The organism is Mammaliicoccus sp. FSL K6-3158, assembly GCF_038005105.1.
In the GTDB taxonomy this organism is placed as follows: Bacteria; Bacillota; Bacilli; order Staphylococcales; family Staphylococcaceae; genus Mammaliicoccus; species Mammaliicoccus sciuri.
This window is the reverse complement of sequence record NZ_JBBOSL010000001.1, coordinates 2,359,365-2,377,965: the sequence shown is the minus strand read 5'-3', so window position 1 is coordinate 2,377,965 and position 18,601 is coordinate 2,359,365. Positions and strand designations below refer to the sequence as shown.

The following is an 18,601-nucleotide window of genomic DNA, read 5'->3' as shown; positions in this document are numbered from 1 at the left end:
AAATACCCTTTGAAATGATTTCTGTTTCAGATTTAGTACTTAAAAATCAATTTAGTTTTCGTGGTAATTGACATAATAAACTTGATCAATAAATTCTTGTATGAGTTCATCTTCATATTTATATGCTATCTTCTCACTCATCTTTTCATCTAAAATTATATTGTCAATTATATAATCTTGATAATGTCCAATTTCATGCGCTAAAGTTCTTAAAATATTTAAATCACTATCGAAAAGTGACATTTCTTTTTTTAATTGTTCATAGCTATTTGTGGAAACGACTATTCTCGGATACTTAAATAAAGATTTGGGATATTGGAAGTAACATAAGAATCTTCGAGTTCTTTATGCGTAATATGAATATTAACCTTTATAGGAAAGTCCAATTCTTTTTTAATGAAATTTCTAAATTGTACAAAGGCCTTCTTTAAATGAGCACTTATTTCAGAATCAAACTTCAACGTGAGTCCATCCTTAGATGGTGTAGAACTATTATTATGACAAAATAAATATTTGTAAGTTAAATAATTACTAATTCGAAGAATATTTTGTTCAAAACTTTCAAAATGATTAATGAGTTCTTTATGTGTAACTTTTTCGTACTCTAAAGTATAGAATTGTGCGATATGATAATTTAAATCATATAAAATTTCAGAAAGTGCACATTCCAATCTGTTTACAACAATGTTATAGCTCTTCTTAGCAACAAGATATTCTTCAATATTATATAAAGAATAATATATATGACGATTATCAAAGTCTACTTGGCAGTCTGAAAGATAACCATAAGAACTGATTGGAGCATCATGGATAATAATTTTAATGCTTTGATTTAATATGTTATTTCTATTAATTCATTTAATATAATTTCTGATGCTTTGAACTACACTTGTGTGATTACTTTTATTTATTACTGTTATTTTATTCATCTTCATCATCCTCAAATACTTCTTACAATAAATTATCTATATATTACAAATATTGTCAATTGCATTCTACATGCCTTTCATGACATTTGTCATATGATATTCGTGACAGTTTGTACTTATAACAGGTGGTGTGATTTTTTATAATATAGGTAACTTATAAAGGACGGTGATGATTGTGATTGATGTTCAAAATGTAACGAAAATCTATAATCAGAAAAAAGTTGTGAGTGATGTTTCTTTTCAAATTAATGAGGGTGAATGTACGGCTTTAATTGGTCCAAATGGTGCTGGTAAGTCTACGTTGATTGATATGATTATTGGTGACAGATACCCTAATGACGGGCAAATTATTAGTGATGATCAACAATTAGATAAGAAGCGGATGGGTATTTTGTTTCAAACGACGGCTTTTCCGGATGTGATGAAAGTTAAGGAGTTGTTTTATCTTTTTAAGTCTTTTTATAAAGATACGATTTCGATAGAAACTTTTAAAGAAATTACACGATTTGATAATGATAAACTTGAACAATTTGCTGCTAAATTATCTGGTGGTGAACGTAGAATATTGGATTTTACATTATCTATTATTGGAAAACCGGACTTTGTCATTTTAGATGAGCCGACAAGTGCGATGGATACTGAAATGAGAAAGCATTTTTGGAAAGTGATTGAGGAAATGAAACAAGAAGGTAAAACGATATTTTATACTTCTCATTATATTGAAGAAGTTGAAAGAATGGCTGACCGTGTTGTTGTACTTAATAAAGGTGAGCTTGTTATGGATAGTACACCTAGAGCGATACGTCATAGCGAAAACAAAACGATGATTCAAATTCCTTTATCGAAAAAAGAAGTAGTGAATATTCTTAAAAATGTTTCGGTTGAAGCATCTAAAGATATGCTCATCATTACCACTGAAGATGTAAATCCTGTTATTAAAGCTTTTATAGACTATGGCATTGATTTTAATGAGGTAGAAATTATTAAAGAGTCATTAATGGATACGATATTTTCAAAAAATGAAGAAAGGGTTTGATGAGATATGTTATGGGCGTATTTTAAATCTGAATTGTTATTGTTAACGAGAAAAAAATCATATTTAATACTTTCGATTATGTTACCGTTAGTATTTTATTTAATATTCACAGCGCTACTGGATTTACCTAAAGAATACGAAGCTAAATTTTATAAAGAATATATGTTTAGTATGGCGACGTTCAGTTTAAGTAGTTTCTGTATTATGACATTTCCATTAGAGATGATTGAAGATAAGAAAATAGGATGGTCAAAAAATTTATTCAAAACACCTTTATCACCGAGTTATTACTATGCAGGGAAAGTAATGAAATTAATGTGCATGTTTTGTTTAGCTATTATCGCATTATTTTTAACAGGTGCTTTTTATAAAGGTGTTGAAATGTCAGCAGGTGAGTGGATCGGCTCAGGATTGATGTTATGGGTTGGTTCTAGCATGTTTTTATCAATGGGCGTTCTCATATCTCAAATAAAAGATATTCAAAAAGCTAGTGCTATCGCGAATATCATATATTTAGGACTTGCTGTATTGGGTGGACTTTGGTTCCCAACAGATCAGTTTCCAGATTGGCTAAAGCATGTATCTTATGCAACGCCAACATATAATTTAAGAGAACTTTCTTTATCTGTGACAACTCAAGGTGGTATACACTTTGTTTCACTTCTTATATTGGCAATTTATTGTATACTGTTTATAAGTATTGCGTTGATTATACGTAAAAAGACGGAAGTGGTTTAATGACATTAATAGAAAGAATTAAAGAGAATCCTATAGGTTCATCAAACTTAATTTATCTCATCTTTCCGATATTGAGTTTGACAGTACTTGGTCATAGAGGACCTTTATGGAGCGGTATATTGGTTACCGCTCTATTTACGATAAGTTACTTAATGATGATTTATGTAAATTTATCTAAAAGAACTATACTTAGAAGAATACTTTTAACGGTTCATTTTTTAGGTATATTTTATTTTGTAGATTATTTTAATGCTTCTCATTTATTATTCTTTTTCTATGCAGCTTATATTATTCCATATGTCTTTCAAACTAAAATGAAATCTATCGAAGTATTGATGTATATTGTGTCGTTTATGATTGCGATTTATATTATTGCAGTTGATCATAGAGACTATTTAATTATTATGATACCTATGAGTATTGTCATTATATTTATTATGTTTGGAAATTTTAAAGCGTTAGAATCTGAACAATTAAAGGAAGAAATTAGAAGTAAAAATGAACATATCAATACGTTAATTGCTGAACAAGAACGAAATAGAATCGGACAAGATTTACATGATACGTTAGGTCATGTGTTTGCGAGTTTAAGTATTAAATCTGAACTTGCGATGAAGTTAGTGGACAAAGATATTGATAAAGCGAAAGAAGAAATGGCATCTGTGAATGGATTATCTAAAGAAGCTCTTGTTAAAGTAAGAGCAATTGTAGATGATTTGAAGTTGCAGTCTTTTGAAGAAGAAGTGAAGACGATGGAGACATTGTTAGAAAATGCGAACTTATCATTTGAATTTAAAAATGCTGATCGAGCTCAGTCACTCAGTCCAACTCGGCAGTCAGCACTGTCAATGATTTTGAGAGAAGCGGTTAACAATGTCATTAAGCATGCACAGGCTACTAAAGTAACAGGTGAAATCGTTGAAGAAAATGAACATTTAACATTGGTAATCATAGATGACGGCATAGGTATGAAACACATTGATGAAGATGATTTTAAGAGTATTAAATATCGTGTTCATGCATTAAAAGGTCAATTAAAAGTAAGTAATTTAAATAAAGGATTAAAAATGACGATCACATTGCCTAGAGGGGATGACACATTATGATATCAATTGTTATAGCAGAAGACCAAGAAATGTTACGGAAAGCCATGGTTCAATTGATGGAAATGAATGATGAATTGAATATTTTAGGGGACTTTTCAAATGGAGAAGATGCATTAGAACGTATTCAAACTCTCGAGCCAGATGTCGCGATACTAGATGTCGAAATGCCTAAAATGACAGGATTAGAAGTATTGAAAAAAGTAAAAGATTCAAATTTAAATACGAAAGTCATCATCGTTACAACTTTTAAAAGACCAGGATACTTTGAAAGTGCGGTAGCAAATGATGTTGATGCATATGTATTGAAAGAACGATCAATAGATGAACTTGTAGAAACAATTAAGAATGTAATGGACGGTAATAAAGAATATAGTGAATCTTTAATGACATCAATGTTTAAATATAGAAACCCATTAAGTCCGAAAGAACAACTCGTATTGAAAGAAATAGGCAAAGGCTTATCCAGTAAAGAAATATCAAAAGAATTATATTTATCAGACGGCACAATCAGAAATTATACATCGATTATTATAGATAAATTAGAAGCAGATAACCGGTTTGATGCATGGCAGAAAGCAATAGAAAAAGGATGGATATAGTGAGGTGCAAGGGGAGTAAAGGTTATTAGGGAATTTCTGGACCGATAAAAAAATTTATCGACCCGAAAACAGGATTACCAGTCCGATAAATGAAAAGCTGAGCCATCATTTGATGATGTGCTCAGCTTCCTTATTGATTATTTTGTTTTTACGGTGTGTATAAACTCATATAATCCGTTTAGTTGATCGAGTTGTTGATTACAATGTTCACTATCATGGCAAATGTAATTACCATTTTTAGTATATGTTCCATCACCTTTAGATTTCGTCGTAGATAGAAACATGGAAACATTGGATTCTTTCTTACATATACTACAGATTCCAGGCTTAATGGTTGGTGATAAATCGCCTGATACACCTATCAATTTATCGTCTTCATAGAGCACGATAAATTTCTTTTGTTTACCAGAATCATTCCAACCTATATATGAAGACTCTTTTAAGTCTATGTTATCCCATTCTGGTTGTTTTAACTTTTTAGTCTTTTTAAAGATCTTTTCAAGTTGCTTACTTGAAGGCTGTTCAAATGGGACGACGTAGCTTTTAAGCCCAAATAATAATTTCTCAATTTGTGCTCGAGAAATCTTTTTATTCATAATGATTTTTGTGAAATCTTCTATTTCTGAATACTTTTCCTCAAAAAGCTGTGAAATATGGTCGTATGTTATAGCTTGAAACGTATCGATTGTTTTTATATCATTTACAGATTTATAAACGTTAAATAACTGTTCTGATTTTTCTTTAATACTAACGAATTGATATGGTTTAATGTAATTATTCATATTAAATCCCTTCTTTTAAATTATTTCATTTGATCGTTGGGTATGAATAATTGTAGAGAACATGACACATTTAGTAGCATCTTAAGATCCCTCCTTATCAGACACTAGTATAGTCCTTTAGCAATGTAATTTCAAATGTATATTATTATAAAAATTATTCGAAATAGTGTAAAATTAAAAGACAACCAAATATGGTTGGAATTTTTTATTATATGGAGGAATTAATTAATAATTGGGGACCACAATTAGTTTAATCACGTTTATTGTATTACTCGCTTTAACCGGATTCTTTGTTGCGACGGAGTTTGCGATTGTAAAGGTCAGGTCATCTAGAATTAACTATTTAGCAGAACAGAATTATAAGAACGCTCAACCAGCTAAAAAGGTAGTTGAACATCTTGATGAGTATTTAGCGGCATGTCAGTTAGGTATAACCATTACAGCACTCGGAATTGGTATGGTTGGAGAATCAACATTTGAGTTTATTTTGCATCCACTTTATAGTAGCTTTGGATTATCAGAATCGGTTATTCATATCTTAACTTTAGCAAGCGCATTTATTATTGCAACATATTTACACGTTGTAGTAGGAGAAATGGCGCCAAAGACTATCGCAATTCAAAAAGCTGAACAAGTTACATTGTTCTTTGCAAGACCGATTATACTGTTTTACAAATTATTATATCCTTTTATCTTTATTTTAAATGGGTCAGCAAGAATGATATTGAGCTTATTTGGTATGAAACCTGCGAAAGAATCTGAATTATATCACTCTGAAGAAGAATTGAAGATGTTGATTAAAGAAAGTCACCAAGGCGGAGAAATTTCATCAACAGAATTAGAACATATTAATAAAGTATTTATTTATGATGAACTTGTTGTCAAAGATTGTATGATTTCTAGAGACAATATGACAATGATCAATAGTAAATCTAGTCAACAAGAAGCCATTCAATTTGTGAAAAATGGTTATTATACAAGATATCCAGTGTATCAAGATGATAAAACAAATGTTATTGGATATATACATGCGAAAGATTTATTGAAAGACAACATACAAGATATAACTGAATTAATTCACGAAATCATATATGTCAAAGAGACAGACGCCATTCAAAACGTATTGGATAAAATGAAAAAACAACGTGCACATATCGCAATCGTTCATAATGAAGACGGTCAATTAGCAGGTATGATTACGATGGAAGACATACTTGAAAATATTGTCGGTAACATTGAAGATGAACACGATAGATAGACGTAAAAAGAACCTGAGCCAAAAAATGGCTCAGGTTCTTTTATTCTGACTGTTTCTTTTTTGGTGGCCATATGAAATACGAGATGGTGATGGCTAAATCAATAATGAGCACTATTGACCAAATGTGGATGACACCATCCATAGCTTCAGTCCTACTTTTGTCATGAATTAAGTAAATGATTAAATGTAGAATACCTGTCCCTATAATGTAAGAGAGTAAATGTTTGAACCAACTTTTCGCATACAGTTTCGCATACGCGAACCCACTAGGCTTCTCAGGTTTGCTGCCTTCTTTCATGACATAATATCTGAAGCGGTCATCAGCCCATTGAATCATACTTTTACCAAAGACAATTGAAACGGATATATAAACAGCAGCAATAGCATGAGGTGTTTCGGCCGTTGCGCCATTCATTAAATCTACTGCTGTTGTGATTAATAGAATCAAATCAATAACGGGTGTTAGTGCTAGAAAAATGAGCCCAAGCTTTTTCTGTCTGAATACATATCTTGTGACGAGTCCGAGTAGTATAACGACCCAGAATGCAACTTCACAAAAAATAATGAGCCACACAATAAAATTCATGACTTATCCTCCTTTATCTCGTAAGCTTTGAAATTTCTTCGAATACAATTGCTTCAATATCTTCATTTGAGGTCTGTTTTGGATTTAACAATTTATGAAGTGCTAATCCATCAATTAATGCGTGAAGTCTCATTGAATTAAGATGTATATTGCTGTTGTTTTTTAATAAGTTGTCGCGTTCTAAAATCGTTAATACCGTTGTACATAGTTCGTCTAATCCATCATCTAAAGTACTTTGTCCGTATTCATGGCTGTCATATCGAAAGGCCATCCATACTTCCATATCAGCTAATCTCTCTTCATCTAACGGTAAAACGGCGAGTAAACATGCTTTTACTTTATCAATTGTGTCTTGGTTATCAGACGTGAGTATTGCTTCGATTCTCCTTCTTACTTTTAGTTCTACTTCAGACATAACTGCACTGAGTAATTCTGAATGACTTGGAAAATAGTATCTAATTTGTCCAGGTGTCATTTGTGCGAGTTTAGCAATTTGTCTAACCGTAGATCCCTTTGCACCATTTTCAACAATTGACTGAAAAGCATATTGAATAATTTGTTCTTTTTTTTCTTTATGATTAATAATTTTTGGCATAGTAGAAGTCTAACATATTTTAATACACCTGTGTTAAATAAAAGTTTAAAAAATAAATTAAATTAATTAATAAAAATATAAAAATGCATTGACTTTAACGTTTGCAATACATATGATGAAATTATAAATTGAAATTTACAAAATCTTTACATTCTTTACAAATAATTAATATTAGGAGGTATGAGTATGGCGAATTTCTTGAAACCGGCTAAACATATAGATCCTCTGCCAAGTGAACAGGTAGATGATACATATAAGAAATTGAGACTTCAAGTCTTTATAGGTATATTTCTTGGTTATGCTGGTTACTATTTATTAAGGAAAAACTTTTCACTTGCGATGCCAGCATTAATTGATGAAGGCTTTAGTAAGACGGAATTAGGGTTTGCTTTATCAGCTATTTCAATTGCTTACGGTTTTAGTAAATTTATTATGGGTACAGTAAGTGACCGGAGTAACGCAAGAATATTTTTAACATTAGGTTTAGTATTAACGGCAATCGTTAATTTATTGATGGGTTTTATACCTGTCTTAACATCTAGTGTATTTATCATGTTTATCATGCTTTTCTTAAATGGTTGGTTCCAAGGTATGGGGTGGCCGCCATCTGGTAGAGTACTTGTACATTGGTACAGTGTTAGTGAACGTGGTGGTAAGACAGCAATTTGGAATGTCGCTCATAATGTTGGTGGTGGATTGATGGCACCAATAGCTTTGTTAGGTATTTCGATTACAGGAACATTATCGTTTGGTTACTTAAAAGGCTTTGAAGGTGCTTTTATTTATCCGGCTATTATTGCATTAATTATTGCACTTGTTTCGTATATTCTAGTTAGGGACACACCTCAATCAATGGGGTTACCACCAATTGAAGAATATCGAAATGATTATCCGAATAAAGAACAGAAATCTTTAGAAGTAGAGCTATCAACAAAAGATATTCTCTTTAAATATGTATTGAATAACAAATGGGTTTGGATGATTGCTATTGCAAATATCTTTGTTTATTTTGTTCGTTACGGTGTGCTAGACTGGGCACCTACGTATTTAAGTGAAGAAAAAGGTTTCGATTTAAATGCATCAGGTTGGGCATACTTCTTATATGAATGGGCAGGTATCCCAGGAACATTATTATGTGGTTATATTTCAGATAAAGTGTTCAAAGGTAGAAGGGGACCAGCAGGATTTATATTCATGTTAGGTGTGACAATCGCTGTCATTGTATATTGGTTAAATCCAGCAGGAAACCCATTAGTAGACAATATTGCATTAGTCGCGATAGGCTTCCTAATATACGGACCAGTTATGTTGATTGGCTTACAAGCATTAGATTATGTACCTAAAAAAGCAGCAGGTACTGCTGCGGGATTAACTGGATTGTTTGGTTATTTAGGTGGTGCTGTAATGGCTAATATCATTATGGGACTAACAGTTGATAAGTTCGGATGGGATTCAGGATTTTTATTATTGACAATCATTAGTGTCCTTGCAATGCTAAGTTTCATCTTAACTTGGAATAAACGTGGACAAGAGGTTGTAAAATCATAATATTATATGAACTGAGACTAGGGTAGTTGTACCTTAGTCTCTTTTTGTATTTAATGAAGTTGTATTAAGTCGAAATATCGAATGGTAAACGTTCGCGAAATTCAATGATACGATTCAATATATTCTCACTTTATAAATTGTATGATTCTTTCAAAATATTAAAACATTTACCTTAATCTGATTTTCTTCAATTTATATATTTACTGATTAAAGTTTTCGAATTATAATAACGTCATTATAATTCTATATTATTAAATAAGTAATTCGATGTTTACTTATGGGATTTGGATTAAATTTATTAAGATATCAAAGAATTAGGAGATTTGTTGTGAGAAATATATATGAAATCAAATACCTAAAATATTCTGCTACTAAATATCGCAATCATATAGGTATTTCTTTTTTTGTAGTATTAAAGGGGCATGTTATGGTTACGATCAAAGAGAATAGTAACCAATATAAAGAAGGGGAAACGTTTGTTGTTAAACATAATGAGTGGTATAAACTCGATGTGCTAGAAGGGAATATTGTTGTACAAATTCATTTGTATGAGTCATTAATATCAACGATGATACCGGAGTTACTTTCATATCATCAGTATATACAAAACCAAACAGAATTAGTCACTTTAAGAGACCATTTAATATGCTTGTGTGATTTATATTTAATACAAGAAAACAACCGCAATTTAAAAATAATGAAGCAACTTATTACAATATTAGAATTTTATAGAGACCGTTTAACGGTTTATTCAAAAGAATGTCCAATTGTTAACCGACATATGAACCCGATAATTGATGAAATTAAAGATTATATATATGATCATTATAATGAACGTATAACCATCAATACATTTACCGATAAATATCATATTTCTGAATCGTATTTTTCGAAATTATTTAAAGAACAAATGGGTGTGAACTTTAAAGATTATTTAACGGACATCAGATTGTTAAATAGCACGTATGATTTAATTCATACACAAGAAAAAATAATCGACATATCTGAAAAACATGGATTTTATAATGTATCGTCTTATATTTATTCTTTTAAATTGTATTATGGTGTTACGCCAAAAAAGTATCGTGATATGATACAACGTAAACACGCACAAATTGAACGACAAAGCTTTTTTAATGAAGTAGATCATGAGCGAGATTTATCAGATGAGGAAGTTAAATATTATTTAAAAAAGTTTCAAGAGGATTATTCAAGTATGATATTTACATAAAAATTTAGTATTTTTATGTAAATAAAACCTCCCAATCTCTTTTAAGGTTAAACAGATTGGAAGGTAAATAGTTCGTATTAAGATTGTGCAATATATTTTTTGATAACTTCTTTGTTTTTTTCTTTGAAGATATCATTGTGGCTCGATACGCGACCGCCTGCTTGTGCTTCAGGATCGATATAGCTTTTAGCTAAGTTCGCAGCATTTGCGGCATCATTGAAACAAGAAGCAATCAAATGGACTTTTGCATCATGTTTAAGAATATCACCTGCACCGAATATACCAGGTACTGAAGTTTGACTGTTTCCTAAACCTTCAATAAAGAAATCATTAACTAAATTGACTTTTGTTTGTGCATTATGAAGTAACTCTGATTCACGATCAAAACCATGACTAATGATGACTTCATCAACAGGTACGATTTCTTGTTCATTTGTATCAACATGTTCTAAAACAACCTCTGTGATAACTGGTTTATTAGGATCACTGTTAAGTTGTTTAATAACCATACTTGGTTTTTTAGTGATATCAAGTTTATCTAATAATTGTTTCATATGTTCATGCCCAGAAATTTCCTCTTTTCTGTAGCAAAGCGTAACACTTTTCGCATATTCTGATAAATCACAAGCCCAATCTAATGCAGAGTTACCTGCCCCCGAAATTAATATGTGTTTGTCTTTAAATTTCTGGATAGACTGCACAACATAATTTAAATTGGACAATTCAAAACGCTCAGCACCTTCAATATCTAAAGTTAAAGGCTTAATTATGCCACCACCAACAGCAATAATGACAGATTTTGAATGATACTCATGACCTTTTTCTGTATATATAATAAAATGTTGTTCTTCAACTTTTTTAATATCAATAACTTTTTCTTCTAAGCACACTTCTGGACCGAAATGTAAGCCTTGTTGCACTAAATCTTGAATAACTTCATAACAAGGTTTTGGCGCAAGTGCCCCTATATCCCAAATGACTTTTTCAGGGTAGACATGCATTTTACCGCCTAATTTATTTTGGAAATCTATTATTCTTACGCTCATTCCTCTTAACCCGGAATAAAAACTCGCAAATAATCCCGCTGGACCCCCGCCGATAATCGTAACGTCTGTAATATTCATCAGTCATGATTCCTCCTAATTATTTCAACTTACGGTTATTATCCTATATTTGCAAATGATAATCAATATCAATGAAGGAATTGTCATAATTTTTATTTAAATACATATGTGAATTTTTTTAGATGAATAAAAATTAGGTGGGCATACTTGTATGGGCGGGATTGATAGATAGATGACTGTATGGTCGAAAAATGAGGTGGTGTTAGAGACAGAATTCTGAGGAATGTCCCTTAGTGACCGCCCTCTAATTACCAGAATTCATAAAAAATGAAAGCTAACACACTGTCACATAATGAAAGGCTGAGACAATTTTTCCTGTCTCAGCCTTCTTATCAAACTTATGCGATTGGGAAGAGTGATTCTATAAGTTGAATGTTCTCTTCTGTTAAGTTCACTTCTAATGCTTTTAAGTTATCGATAACTTGTTCGCCTCGTTTAGCGCCTGGTATGATCACATCTAATGATGGTTTTGTTAAATAATATGCTAACACAATATGCGCTACGTCTACGCCATGCTCTTGAGCGATTTCGCTAAGTTTGTCTACTTTTTTTAGATTTTCTTTAAAAGCTTCACCTTGGAATTCTGGTTTTTCTGCTCTTAAATCATCGAATGTTGTATTCTCATCATATTTACCAGCTAATAATCCTGCAGCTAATGGGAAATATGGAATAAATGTAATATCATGTTCTGCGGTATATTCTAAGATGTGTTCATTCTCACGATTTAATAAATTATATTCATGTTGAATAACATCTACATTACCATTTTTATTGGCTTCTTTAAGTTGTTCTAAAGTGAAGTTAGAAACACCGATTGCTTTAATTTTTCCAGAATCTTTTAATTCTTGTAAAGCTGCAACTGCTTCGTCTTTAGGTGATTCATCATCTGGGAAATGAATATAATATAAATCGATATAGTCAGTTTGCAATCTTTTAAGGCTGTTTTCAACTTGTTCTTTTAAAAATTCAGGGGCGTTAGATAATTTCGTATCATCACCGTCAAAGTAATGAGCCCCTTTAGTAGCGATAACGACATCTTCGCGATTGTATTCTTTAACGACTTCTCCGACAAGTTCTTCTGATCTTCCAGGACCATAGATGAAAGCAGTATCTAATAAATTAACGCCATTGTCTAGGGCAGCTCTTACAACATTTTTACCTTGTTCTTCATCTAGGTTTGGATATAAATTATGACCGCCAACAGCATTAGTTCCTAAACCAATTGGGTTAACTTCAATATTTGATTTACCTAATTTTACACGTTTTGCCATTTCAATCATCCTTTTCTCATTGTTTGTTTTAAATTTGAATAAGTTTGAATTAAAATTCTTCATAAGTTGCTGGATCTTGATCTTTAAGTCGTCCATCAGCTTTAGTTAATGCATCGATTGCGTGTAAATCTTCTGATTCTAAATAGAAATCAAACACATCTAAATTTTGTAGTTGTCTTTCGTTAGATGTTGATTTTGGAATTGGGACAATACCATTTTGAACGTGCCATTTTAAAATGATTTGTGGAATTGTTTTATTATATTTTTCAGCGATTTTACCAATTTCTTTATCGTTTATAACTTCTGAAGCGCGACCTAGAGGACTCCAAGCTTCTATTATAATACCTTTTTCTTGATGATATTCGAGTACATCTTTTTGGTTGAAATAAGGATGTAATTCTATTTGGTTAACTGCAGGTAGTACACCAGTTTCTTTTTCTAATGTATCAATATGTTCTTCTAAGAAATTACATACACCTATAGATTTAATAAGGCCAAGTTTCTGTGCGTCTATGAGTGCTTTCCAAGCTTCTACATATTTGCCTTGTTTAGGGTTTGGCCAGTGAATTAAATATAAGTCAATATATTCTGCACCTAATCGATAAATCGATTCTTGTATAGCAGTAATGGCTTGATCATAACTATGATAACGACCAGGTAGCTTTGATGTTACGATAATTTGATCGCGACTAACATGGCTTTCTTGTATCGCTTTTCCGACAGTACCTTCATTTTCGTAGTTATATGCAGTATCTAATATGCGATATCCATTGTTTAATGCGTTTACGATTGCATGCACACCAGATGATCCGTTCAATTTATACGTACCAAATCCTACTTGCGGTAACACTTGTCCATCATTTAAATGATAATTTTCCATGATAAAATGCCTCCTAAATAAATATAATGACTGTACACTTGTAAACTATATCATAACTATTTTTGTTGATAGGAATAATCAGCTTATAAATATTTTGGAAAACGTATTGAATTCATATAGTGAATGTAGTAAGATGTATCTCATTGCGCAAGATAAGTAGCTAATAGCTAGAGTCATATTATTGAGAAAAGAAGGGTTAAAATGGAGCGTGTATGTGTCATATCATTAAGCATTATAGATGCAATCATGATACTCATGTTGGTACTGTTTAATACGGCAATTATTTCTAATATTTATGTATTAACAGTTTATGCTTTAATCATGGTACTGGTTTCTGGTTATATCGTATATTTAGCTATCAGTATGAAATGCGATCAATCTATTAATCAATTTGATCAATATTCTAAATAATTAAATTTAACGAGTAAAAATGTATATGATTGAAACTTCAACGAATAAGCCTTGATGGTTTATTCGTTTTTTTATTTATATAAAAATCGTAAATAGTATGTAAAAATGTAGTAACATACTTTTAAGTTGCATGTTATAATAATGATGCTTTTAATTAAACGAAAAGGGTGGACAATAAACAATGTTTTTAATCATCAACATAATTGGTTTGTTGGTATTCATTGGTGTCGCTTTTCTTTTTTCTAGAGACAAAAAGAATGTTGATTGGAAATCAGTCTTAATACTAATTGTCATTAACTTAGTATTAGCATGGTTCTTCACACAATTTTCTTTCGGAGCGAGATTCGTTAAAGGTGCGGCTGATGGCGTATCATGGCTTTTAGAATCTGCTTTTTCGGGAATTGGATTTGCATTTGGTAGCTTTACAGCACCAGGGCCAGGGAAAATGGATATGGCAGTTTCAGCGTTACTACCAATTTTACTAGTTGTACCAGTATTCGATATTTTAATGTATTTAGGTATTTTACCAAAATTTATTTCAATGTTAGGTTGGGTTATTTCAAAAGTAACAAGACAACCTAAATTTGAGTCATTCTTCTCAATTGAAATGATGTTCTTAGGAAATACGGAAGCTTTAGCAGTTTCATCTAAACAATTAACATCTATGAATAAAGTCAGAGTACTTACGCTTGCAATGATGTCTATGAGTTCTGTATCAGGGGCAATTGTTGGTGCGTATGTCACGATGATACCAGGAGAATATGTATTAACGGCAATACCATTAAACATCATTAACGCGATTATTGTAACAACAATTTTAAATCCGTTTGATTTAGACCCAGAAGATGATGTTGTGGCTGAGATAGACGAAGGGGAAAAACAGCCATTCTTCTCATTTTTAGGTGATTCAGTCATCAATGCAGGTAAACTTGTATTAATCATTATCGCATTTGTTATCGCATTTGTTGCGATTGCGGACTTGATTAATAAATTACTAGGTATTATGGATCCAATTCCATATTTACCAAACATAAGATTAGAGTATATCCTCGGTATCTTTATGTTCCCATTCGCAATTTTACTTGGTATGCCAGTTGGGGAAGCATGGGTAGTTGCTCAACAAATGGCACTTAAGATAGTAACAAATGAGTTTGTTGTTATGAGCACGATTAGTAAAGAAATAAGTGAATATTCAACACATAGAGCAGCAGTAATTAGTACATTCTTAGTATCATTTGCTAATTTCTCTACTATTGGTATGATAATAGGTACTTTGAAAGGTATCGTTAAAGAAGATGTATCTAATTTCGTATCTAAATACGTACCAATGATGTTGTTATCAGGTATTTTAGTATCGCTGTTAACAGCAGCATTCGTTGGATTATTTGCTTGGTAAGTTCAATAAACACTTTTAAAGTTTAAACTTAAAAGCAACAAGCACATTTAATGTACTTGTTGCTTTTTTTATAAAGGGGGATATATCATGCTCAAAAAAGTATTAGATATATCGAGTATTGTTTTGTGGTTAATTTCTATTATATTAATTATGATTAACTTTGCCGATTTACCTGACAAAATACCGAGTCATTATAATTTTGCAGGAAATGCAGATGCATGGTCGACTAAGACTTTTATATTCTTTATGCCTGTATTAGGATTATTGATATGGCTTATACTTCATTATTTAGTCAGTAATCCAAAGATAGATAAATACATACATGTTCCATCACTTTATGATCAACCAAATAAAGCCCAAATAGAAAATGCTAAATTATTAATTTACTTTATCAAATTCGAAATGATGGCATTATTTACATTTCTCGTCATTAAAGACTTATATACAGCGCTTGGTATGCCTTTTAAGTTGGGTGTATGGGAAACAATCATTATATTAAGTGTGATAGGCATAACGATTATCATATTTATGGCTCGAAATTATATGTTAGATAAAAATGAAAATACGAAATGAGTGGAAATATATGTCAGAATGTACTTGGCCAAATAGTGATTTAATGAAAAAATATCACGAAAATGAATGGTGTAGAATTAATAAAAATGATGATTACATCTTTGAGATGCTATCATTAGAAGGTGCACAAGCTGGTCTTTCTTGGGAAACGGTCATTCAAAAGCGAGAAGCATATCAAGTAGCTTTTAAACAATTTAAAATTGATCAATGTGCAGTGTTAACAGATGAAGCATTAGAACACATTAAAATTGAATATAATGTTATTAAACATATAGGTAAGATAAAGTCCGTAAAAAGTAATGCATTATTAGTTCAAGAAATACAACAAACATATGGCAGTTTTGCAGATTTTCTTTGGTCATATGTAGATGGTGAGCCAATTATAAATGAATGGCATGACATGTCAGAAGTGCCGGCAGAAACAGATCTTTCTATTAAATTAAGCAAAGACTTAAAGAAATTAGGTTTTAAATTTGTTGGTCCTAAAATCATGTATTCTTTCTTACAAAGTATCGGTATAATAGATGACCATCTCATCACTTGTCCATATCATAGTTATAATAGAAATAAAAAGGGCTGAGACAATGTTTAAACCTTGTCCCAGCCTCTTTATGTTATTTCAAAATTATGCATCTTTGTCATTATTAAGATTTGTTTGAATAAATGTTTCAACTGAATCACGTAATTCGTTAAAATGATCAGTATCCATGTTTAAATCTTGGAATGTTTGATAGATATCTTCTAAGATTTGGCCTTGCGTTTCGATACCCAATTCAGTTAAAGAAACACGTAAATTTCTCTCATCATTAATCGCTCTTTCGCGATTAACGAATCCTTTTTCTTCAAGTTTCTTTAAAAGTGGTGTTAAAGTCCCAGAATCTAAGTATAGTCTGTCGCCTAAAGTTTTAATATTGATTACTTCGTTTTTATCTATAGCTACAAGAACGATATAACCTGTATAAGTTAGATTATATTTCTTCAATATTGGTGTATATTTTTTTATAAGCTCTTTTGACGCAACATATAACATGAATCCAAGTTGTTTGTTGATTGGTGGTATATCCATTTTATTATCCTCCTTACGTCAAAATTAAGCCTATTATGAAATGAAAACAAAGTCAAGTTATTTACGAAATGTTCATAAAATAGAAAAAATTATCGCACTCAATACAGTTTTATAAAATCTCAGTTTTCGCATTTATATAAAATTGAATTTTATAGAAATAAAAGTCCGATTGTAATGTTATTTTTGATACTCTATTATATATATAAAGATAAAGTGAGGTGTGTAGTATATGAATCAACAACGCTATCCTAAATCTATAGTTCAAGAAATTGTGATGAATGCTGGTTTAGTATTGTTAGAAGCGGGTTCGGAGGCTTTTCGAGTTGAAGATACAATGTATAGAATGGCTAAACGATTAGGGTATCCGAATAATCAATGTTATGTCAGTTCAACAATTATAAATTTCGCTTTAGATATTGACGACAATATTAGAGTATATAGAGTCAGTAAAAGAGATACGAATTTAGGTAATATTCATCGCGTGAATAACATTTCTAGAATGTTAGATAAAGGGCAAATATCAGCTGAAGAGGCATTGAAGCGTATTCGTACTATACATAAATCCCCATTACCATACTCGTTACCGTTTAAAATGATTGCTGCAGGTTTTATTTCAATTTTCTTCCTATATTTATTTAGTGGACATAAAGAAGATATCATCGCCACATTTATTGGAGGTGCAATAGGTTATTCTATAGTAGAAATTCTACATTCATGGACACGTGTTAAATTTATAGCAGAAATTATTGCCGCGAGTGTCATCGCATTAATCGCCATTTATAATCAAATGTTATTTGGAGGAGATGCGTTAAATATTGCGATTATATCTGCAGTTATGCCGATCGTTCCAGGTGTGCTCATAACAAATGCGATTCAAGATTTATTTTTAGGTCAATTATTAGTGGGTATATCTAAAGGATTAGAAGCAACCTTTACTTCTATTGCCATTGGTGTCGGTGTAGGTATCGTGTTGTTAATATTCTCATAAGAGGTGAATTATGATTATAACGATAATATTAAACATTGTATTTAGTTTTGGTACGGCTTTCTTATTTGCTTTATTATTTAATTCACCTAAATATTTATTAACCCCTGCTGGTATAGTTGGTGCCATCGGGTGGGTTGCTTTTCAAACGGGTATGATGGTTAATGGTTCTGACGTACAATCTTCATTTATAGGCGGTTTGTTTATAGGTGTGGCAGGGCATATGATGAGTAGAAAATTCTTCTCGCCAGTTATTCTCTTTATTATTCCTGGTATCATACCACTTGTACCAGGTGGCACAGCCTATGAAGCGATTAAAAATTTAGTATTAAATGATTATCATGAAGCATTAATTACGATGATAAAAGTTGCACTTATCTCAAGTTCAATAGCACTTGGGTTACTCATAGCAGATTTATTATCGAAAGTTTACTATAAATATAAGAAACATCGACAATTAAATAAAGTTAAATAAAAAGGTTATCAC

At 31.4% G+C, this 18,601-nt stretch carries 22 protein-coding genes; 13 read left to right on the top strand and 9 right to left on the bottom strand.

Going from position 1 to position 18,601, the window contains the following annotated elements:
* Window positions 1-51: 51 nt before the first annotated feature.
* Together MHH94_RS12065 and MHH94_RS12060 are read right to left on the bottom strand one after the other, a co-directional pair.
* Entirely contained in the window at window positions 52-243 is a 192-nt protein-coding gene (locus tag MHH94_RS12065; protein ID WP_340841250.1) for a hypothetical protein, read from the bottom strand.
* Window positions 244-281: 38 nt separating this feature from the next.
* The gene (locus MHH94_RS12060) at window positions 282-671 is read right to left on the bottom strand and encodes a hypothetical protein (protein ID WP_340841249.1); all 390 of its coding nucleotides are present in this window, start codon (window positions 669-671) and stop codon (window positions 282-284) included.
* Between the two features lie 433 nt (window positions 672-1,104).
* Between MHH94_RS12060 and MHH94_RS12055 the strand changes: the two genes are divergently transcribed.
* The 4 genes from MHH94_RS12055 to MHH94_RS12040 are packed head-to-tail and all read left to right on the top strand — an operon-like array spanning window position 1,105 to window position 4,408.
* Window positions 1,105-1,965: an ABC transporter ATP-binding protein gene (locus tag MHH94_RS12055; RefSeq protein ID WP_058591687.1), complete on the top strand. Its 861-nt coding sequence runs from the start codon at window positions 1,105-1,107 to the stop codon at window positions 1,963-1,965.
* A gap of 6 nt (window positions 1,966-1,971) precedes the next feature.
* On the top strand, window positions 1,972-2,703 hold the full coding sequence (locus tag MHH94_RS12050; protein ID WP_106417328.1) for an ABC transporter permease: 732 nt from the start codon (window positions 1,972-1,974) through the stop codon (window positions 2,701-2,703).
* On the top strand, window positions 2,703-3,809 hold the full coding sequence (locus MHH94_RS12045) for a sensor histidine kinase (RefSeq protein ID WP_058591685.1): 1,107 nt from the start codon (window positions 2,703-2,705) through the stop codon (window positions 3,807-3,809). The genes MHH94_RS12050 and MHH94_RS12045 overlap by 1 nt, the downstream gene beginning before the upstream one ends.
* Window positions 3,806-4,408: a response regulator transcription factor gene (locus MHH94_RS12040; protein ID WP_058591684.1), complete on the top strand. Its 603-nt coding sequence runs from the start codon at window positions 3,806-3,808 to the stop codon at window positions 4,406-4,408. The genes MHH94_RS12045 and MHH94_RS12040 overlap by 4 nt, the downstream gene beginning before the upstream one ends.
* 137 nt (window positions 4,409-4,545) lie before the next feature.
* Here MHH94_RS12040 and MHH94_RS12035 read toward each other — a convergent pair whose 3' ends face one another.
* Window positions 4,546-5,190 carry a FusB/FusC family EF-G-binding protein gene (locus tag MHH94_RS12035; RefSeq protein ID WP_107602287.1) on the bottom strand — a complete coding sequence of 215 codons (645 nt, stop codon included), beginning with the start codon at window positions 5,188-5,190 and terminating at the stop codon, window positions 4,546-4,548.
* A gap of 232 nt (window positions 5,191-5,422) precedes the next feature.
* On the opposite strand from MHH94_RS12035, the gene MHH94_RS12030 reads away from it, so the two are divergent.
* On the top strand, window positions 5,423-6,448 hold the full coding sequence (locus MHH94_RS12030) for a hemolysin family protein (RefSeq protein ID WP_078355441.1): 1,026 nt from the start codon (window positions 5,423-5,425) through the stop codon (window positions 6,446-6,448).
* A gap of 40 nt (window positions 6,449-6,488) precedes the next feature.
* On the opposite strand, the gene MHH94_RS12025 is transcribed toward MHH94_RS12030, so the two are convergent.
* Together MHH94_RS12025 and MHH94_RS12020 are read right to left on the bottom strand one after the other, a co-directional pair.
* Window positions 6,489-7,034: a hypothetical protein gene (locus tag MHH94_RS12025; protein ID WP_048541801.1), complete on the bottom strand. Its 546-nt coding sequence runs from the start codon at window positions 7,032-7,034 to the stop codon at window positions 6,489-6,491.
* Between the two features lie 13 nt (window positions 7,035-7,047).
* Window positions 7,048-7,629 carry a TetR/AcrR family transcriptional regulator gene (locus MHH94_RS12020; RefSeq protein ID WP_107602288.1) on the bottom strand — a complete coding sequence of 194 codons (582 nt, stop codon included), beginning with the start codon at window positions 7,627-7,629 and terminating at the stop codon, window positions 7,048-7,050.
* A 186-nt stretch (window positions 7,630-7,815) separates the two neighbouring features.
* On the opposite strand from MHH94_RS12020, the gene glpT reads away from it, so the two are divergent.
* Both glpT and MHH94_RS12010 read left to right on the top strand, forming a co-directional pair.
* Window positions 7,816-9,177 carry a glycerol-3-phosphate transporter gene (glpT, locus tag MHH94_RS12015; RefSeq protein WP_048541804.1) on the top strand — a complete coding sequence of 454 codons (1,362 nt, stop codon included), beginning with the start codon at window positions 7,816-7,818 and terminating at the stop codon, window positions 9,175-9,177.
* A gap of 427 nt (window positions 9,178-9,604) precedes the next feature.
* Window positions 9,605-10,408: a helix-turn-helix transcriptional regulator gene (locus MHH94_RS12010; protein ID WP_253918747.1), complete on the top strand. Its 804-nt coding sequence runs from the start codon at window positions 9,605-9,607 to the stop codon at window positions 10,406-10,408.
* Window positions 10,409-10,485: 77 nt separating this feature from the next.
* On the opposite strand, the gene MHH94_RS12005 is transcribed toward MHH94_RS12010, so the two are convergent.
* From MHH94_RS12005 to MHH94_RS11995, 3 genes are all read right to left on the bottom strand, one after another.
* Entirely contained in the window at window positions 10,486-11,526 is a 1,041-nt protein-coding gene (locus MHH94_RS12005) for an NAD(P)/FAD-dependent oxidoreductase (protein WP_107602292.1), read from the bottom strand.
* A 344-nt stretch (window positions 11,527-11,870) separates the two neighbouring features.
* The gene (locus MHH94_RS12000) at window positions 11,871-12,803 is read right to left on the bottom strand and encodes an aldo/keto reductase (RefSeq protein WP_340841239.1); all 933 of its coding nucleotides are present in this window, start codon (window positions 12,801-12,803) and stop codon (window positions 11,871-11,873) included.
* 49 nt (window positions 12,804-12,852) lie between these two features.
* Window positions 12,853-13,683 (bottom strand): aldo/keto reductase, encoded by an 831-nt coding sequence (locus MHH94_RS11995; protein ID WP_340841237.1) that lies wholly within the window; start codon window positions 13,681-13,683, stop codon window positions 12,853-12,855.
* A 201-nt stretch (window positions 13,684-13,884) separates the two neighbouring features.
* On the opposite strand from MHH94_RS11995, the gene MHH94_RS11990 reads away from it, so the two are divergent.
* The 4 genes from MHH94_RS11990 to MHH94_RS11975 all read left to right on the top strand — a co-directional run bounded on the left by MHH94_RS11990 (window position 13,885) and on the right by MHH94_RS11975 (window position 16,643).
* The gene (locus MHH94_RS11990; RefSeq protein ID WP_048541810.1) at window positions 13,885-14,094 is read left to right on the top strand and encodes a hypothetical protein; all 210 of its coding nucleotides are present in this window, start codon (window positions 13,885-13,887) and stop codon (window positions 14,092-14,094) included.
* A gap of 181 nt (window positions 14,095-14,275) precedes the next feature.
* Window positions 14,276-15,490, top strand: a complete 1,215-nt coding sequence (locus MHH94_RS11985) for a NupC/NupG family nucleoside CNT transporter (RefSeq protein WP_025905003.1) — start codon at window positions 14,276-14,278, stop codon at window positions 15,488-15,490.
* Window positions 15,491-15,577: 87 nt separating this feature from the next.
* Complete coding sequence (locus MHH94_RS11980) at window positions 15,578-16,063, top strand: DUF1648 domain-containing protein (RefSeq protein WP_078355471.1); 486 nt, start codon at window positions 15,578-15,580, stop codon at window positions 16,061-16,063.
* Window positions 16,064-16,073: 10 nt separating this feature from the next.
* Window positions 16,074-16,643 carry a DNA-3-methyladenine glycosylase I gene (locus MHH94_RS11975; protein ID WP_049319661.1) on the top strand — a complete coding sequence of 190 codons (570 nt, stop codon included), beginning with the start codon at window positions 16,074-16,076 and terminating at the stop codon, window positions 16,641-16,643.
* A gap of 45 nt (window positions 16,644-16,688) precedes the next feature.
* Here the strand turns inward: MHH94_RS11975 and MHH94_RS11970 are convergent, their stop codons facing one another.
* Window positions 16,689-17,129, bottom strand: coding sequence for a MarR family winged helix-turn-helix transcriptional regulator (locus MHH94_RS11970; protein ID WP_049319662.1), 441 nt, complete (start codon window positions 17,127-17,129; stop codon window positions 16,689-16,691).
* A gap of 229 nt (window positions 17,130-17,358) precedes the next feature.
* Between MHH94_RS11970 and MHH94_RS11965 the strand changes: the two genes are divergently transcribed.
* Together MHH94_RS11965 and MHH94_RS11960 are read left to right on the top strand one after the other, a co-directional pair.
* Window positions 17,359-18,117, top strand: a complete 759-nt coding sequence (locus MHH94_RS11965) for a threonine/serine exporter family protein (RefSeq protein WP_048541818.1) — start codon at window positions 17,359-17,361, stop codon at window positions 18,115-18,117.
* Between the two features lie 10 nt (window positions 18,118-18,127).
* Window positions 18,128-18,589 (top strand): threonine/serine exporter family protein, encoded by a 462-nt coding sequence (locus MHH94_RS11960; protein WP_078355474.1) that lies wholly within the window; start codon window positions 18,128-18,130, stop codon window positions 18,587-18,589.
* The last annotated feature ends 12 nt before the right edge of the window (window positions 18,590-18,601 follow it).

Bases quoted from the DNA above. Each gene is read 5' to 3' on its own strand.
- MHH94_RS12065 (WP_340841250.1), bottom strand. From the start codon at position 243: ATGTCACTTTTCGATAGTGATTTAAATATTTTAAGAACTTTAGCGCAT.
- MHH94_RS12050 (WP_106417328.1), top strand. From the start codon at position 1,972: ATGTTATGGGCGTATTTTAAATCTGAATTGTTATTGTTAACGAGAAAA.
- MHH94_RS12045 (WP_058591685.1), top strand. From the start codon at position 2,703: ATGACATTAATAGAAAGAATTAAAGAGAATCCTATAGGTTCATCAAAC.
- MHH94_RS12040 (WP_058591684.1), top strand. From the start codon at position 3,806: ATGATATCAATTGTTATAGCAGAAGACCAAGAAATGTTACGGAAAGCC.
- MHH94_RS12035 (WP_107602287.1), bottom strand. From the start codon at position 5,190: ATGAATAATTACATTAAACCATATCAATTCGTTAGTATTAAAGAAAAA.
- MHH94_RS12025 (WP_048541801.1), bottom strand. From the start codon at position 7,034: ATGAATTTTATTGTGTGGCTCATTATTTTTTGTGAAGTTGCATTCTGG.
- MHH94_RS12020 (WP_107602288.1), bottom strand. From the start codon at position 7,629: ATGCCAAAAATTATTAATCATAAAGAAAAAAAAGAACAAATTATTCAA.
- glpT (WP_048541804.1), top strand. From the start codon at position 7,816: ATGGCGAATTTCTTGAAACCGGCTAAACATATAGATCCTCTGCCAAGT.
- MHH94_RS12010 (WP_253918747.1), top strand. From the start codon at position 9,605: ATGGTTACGATCAAAGAGAATAGTAACCAATATAAAGAAGGGGAAACG.
- MHH94_RS12000 (WP_340841239.1), bottom strand. From the start codon at position 12,803: ATGGCAAAACGTGTAAAATTAGGTAAATCAAATATTGAAGTTAACCCA.
- MHH94_RS11995 (WP_340841237.1), bottom strand. From the start codon at position 13,683: ATGGAAAATTATCATTTAAATGATGGACAAGTGTTACCGCAAGTAGGA.
- MHH94_RS11990 (WP_048541810.1), top strand. From the start codon at position 13,885: ATGGAGCGTGTATGTGTCATATCATTAAGCATTATAGATGCAATCATG.
- MHH94_RS11985 (WP_025905003.1), top strand. From the start codon at position 14,276: ATGTTTTTAATCATCAACATAATTGGTTTGTTGGTATTCATTGGTGTC.
- MHH94_RS11980 (WP_078355471.1), top strand. From the start codon at position 15,578: ATGCTCAAAAAAGTATTAGATATATCGAGTATTGTTTTGTGGTTAATT.
- MHH94_RS11975 (WP_049319661.1), top strand. From the start codon at position 16,074: ATGTCAGAATGTACTTGGCCAAATAGTGATTTAATGAAAAAATATCAC.
- MHH94_RS11970 (WP_049319662.1), bottom strand. From the start codon at position 17,129: ATGGATATACCACCAATCAACAAACAACTTGGATTCATGTTATATGTT.
- MHH94_RS11965 (WP_048541818.1), top strand. From the start codon at position 17,359: ATGAATCAACAACGCTATCCTAAATCTATAGTTCAAGAAATTGTGATG.
- MHH94_RS11960 (WP_078355474.1), top strand. From the start codon at position 18,128: ATGATTATAACGATAATATTAAACATTGTATTTAGTTTTGGTACGGCT.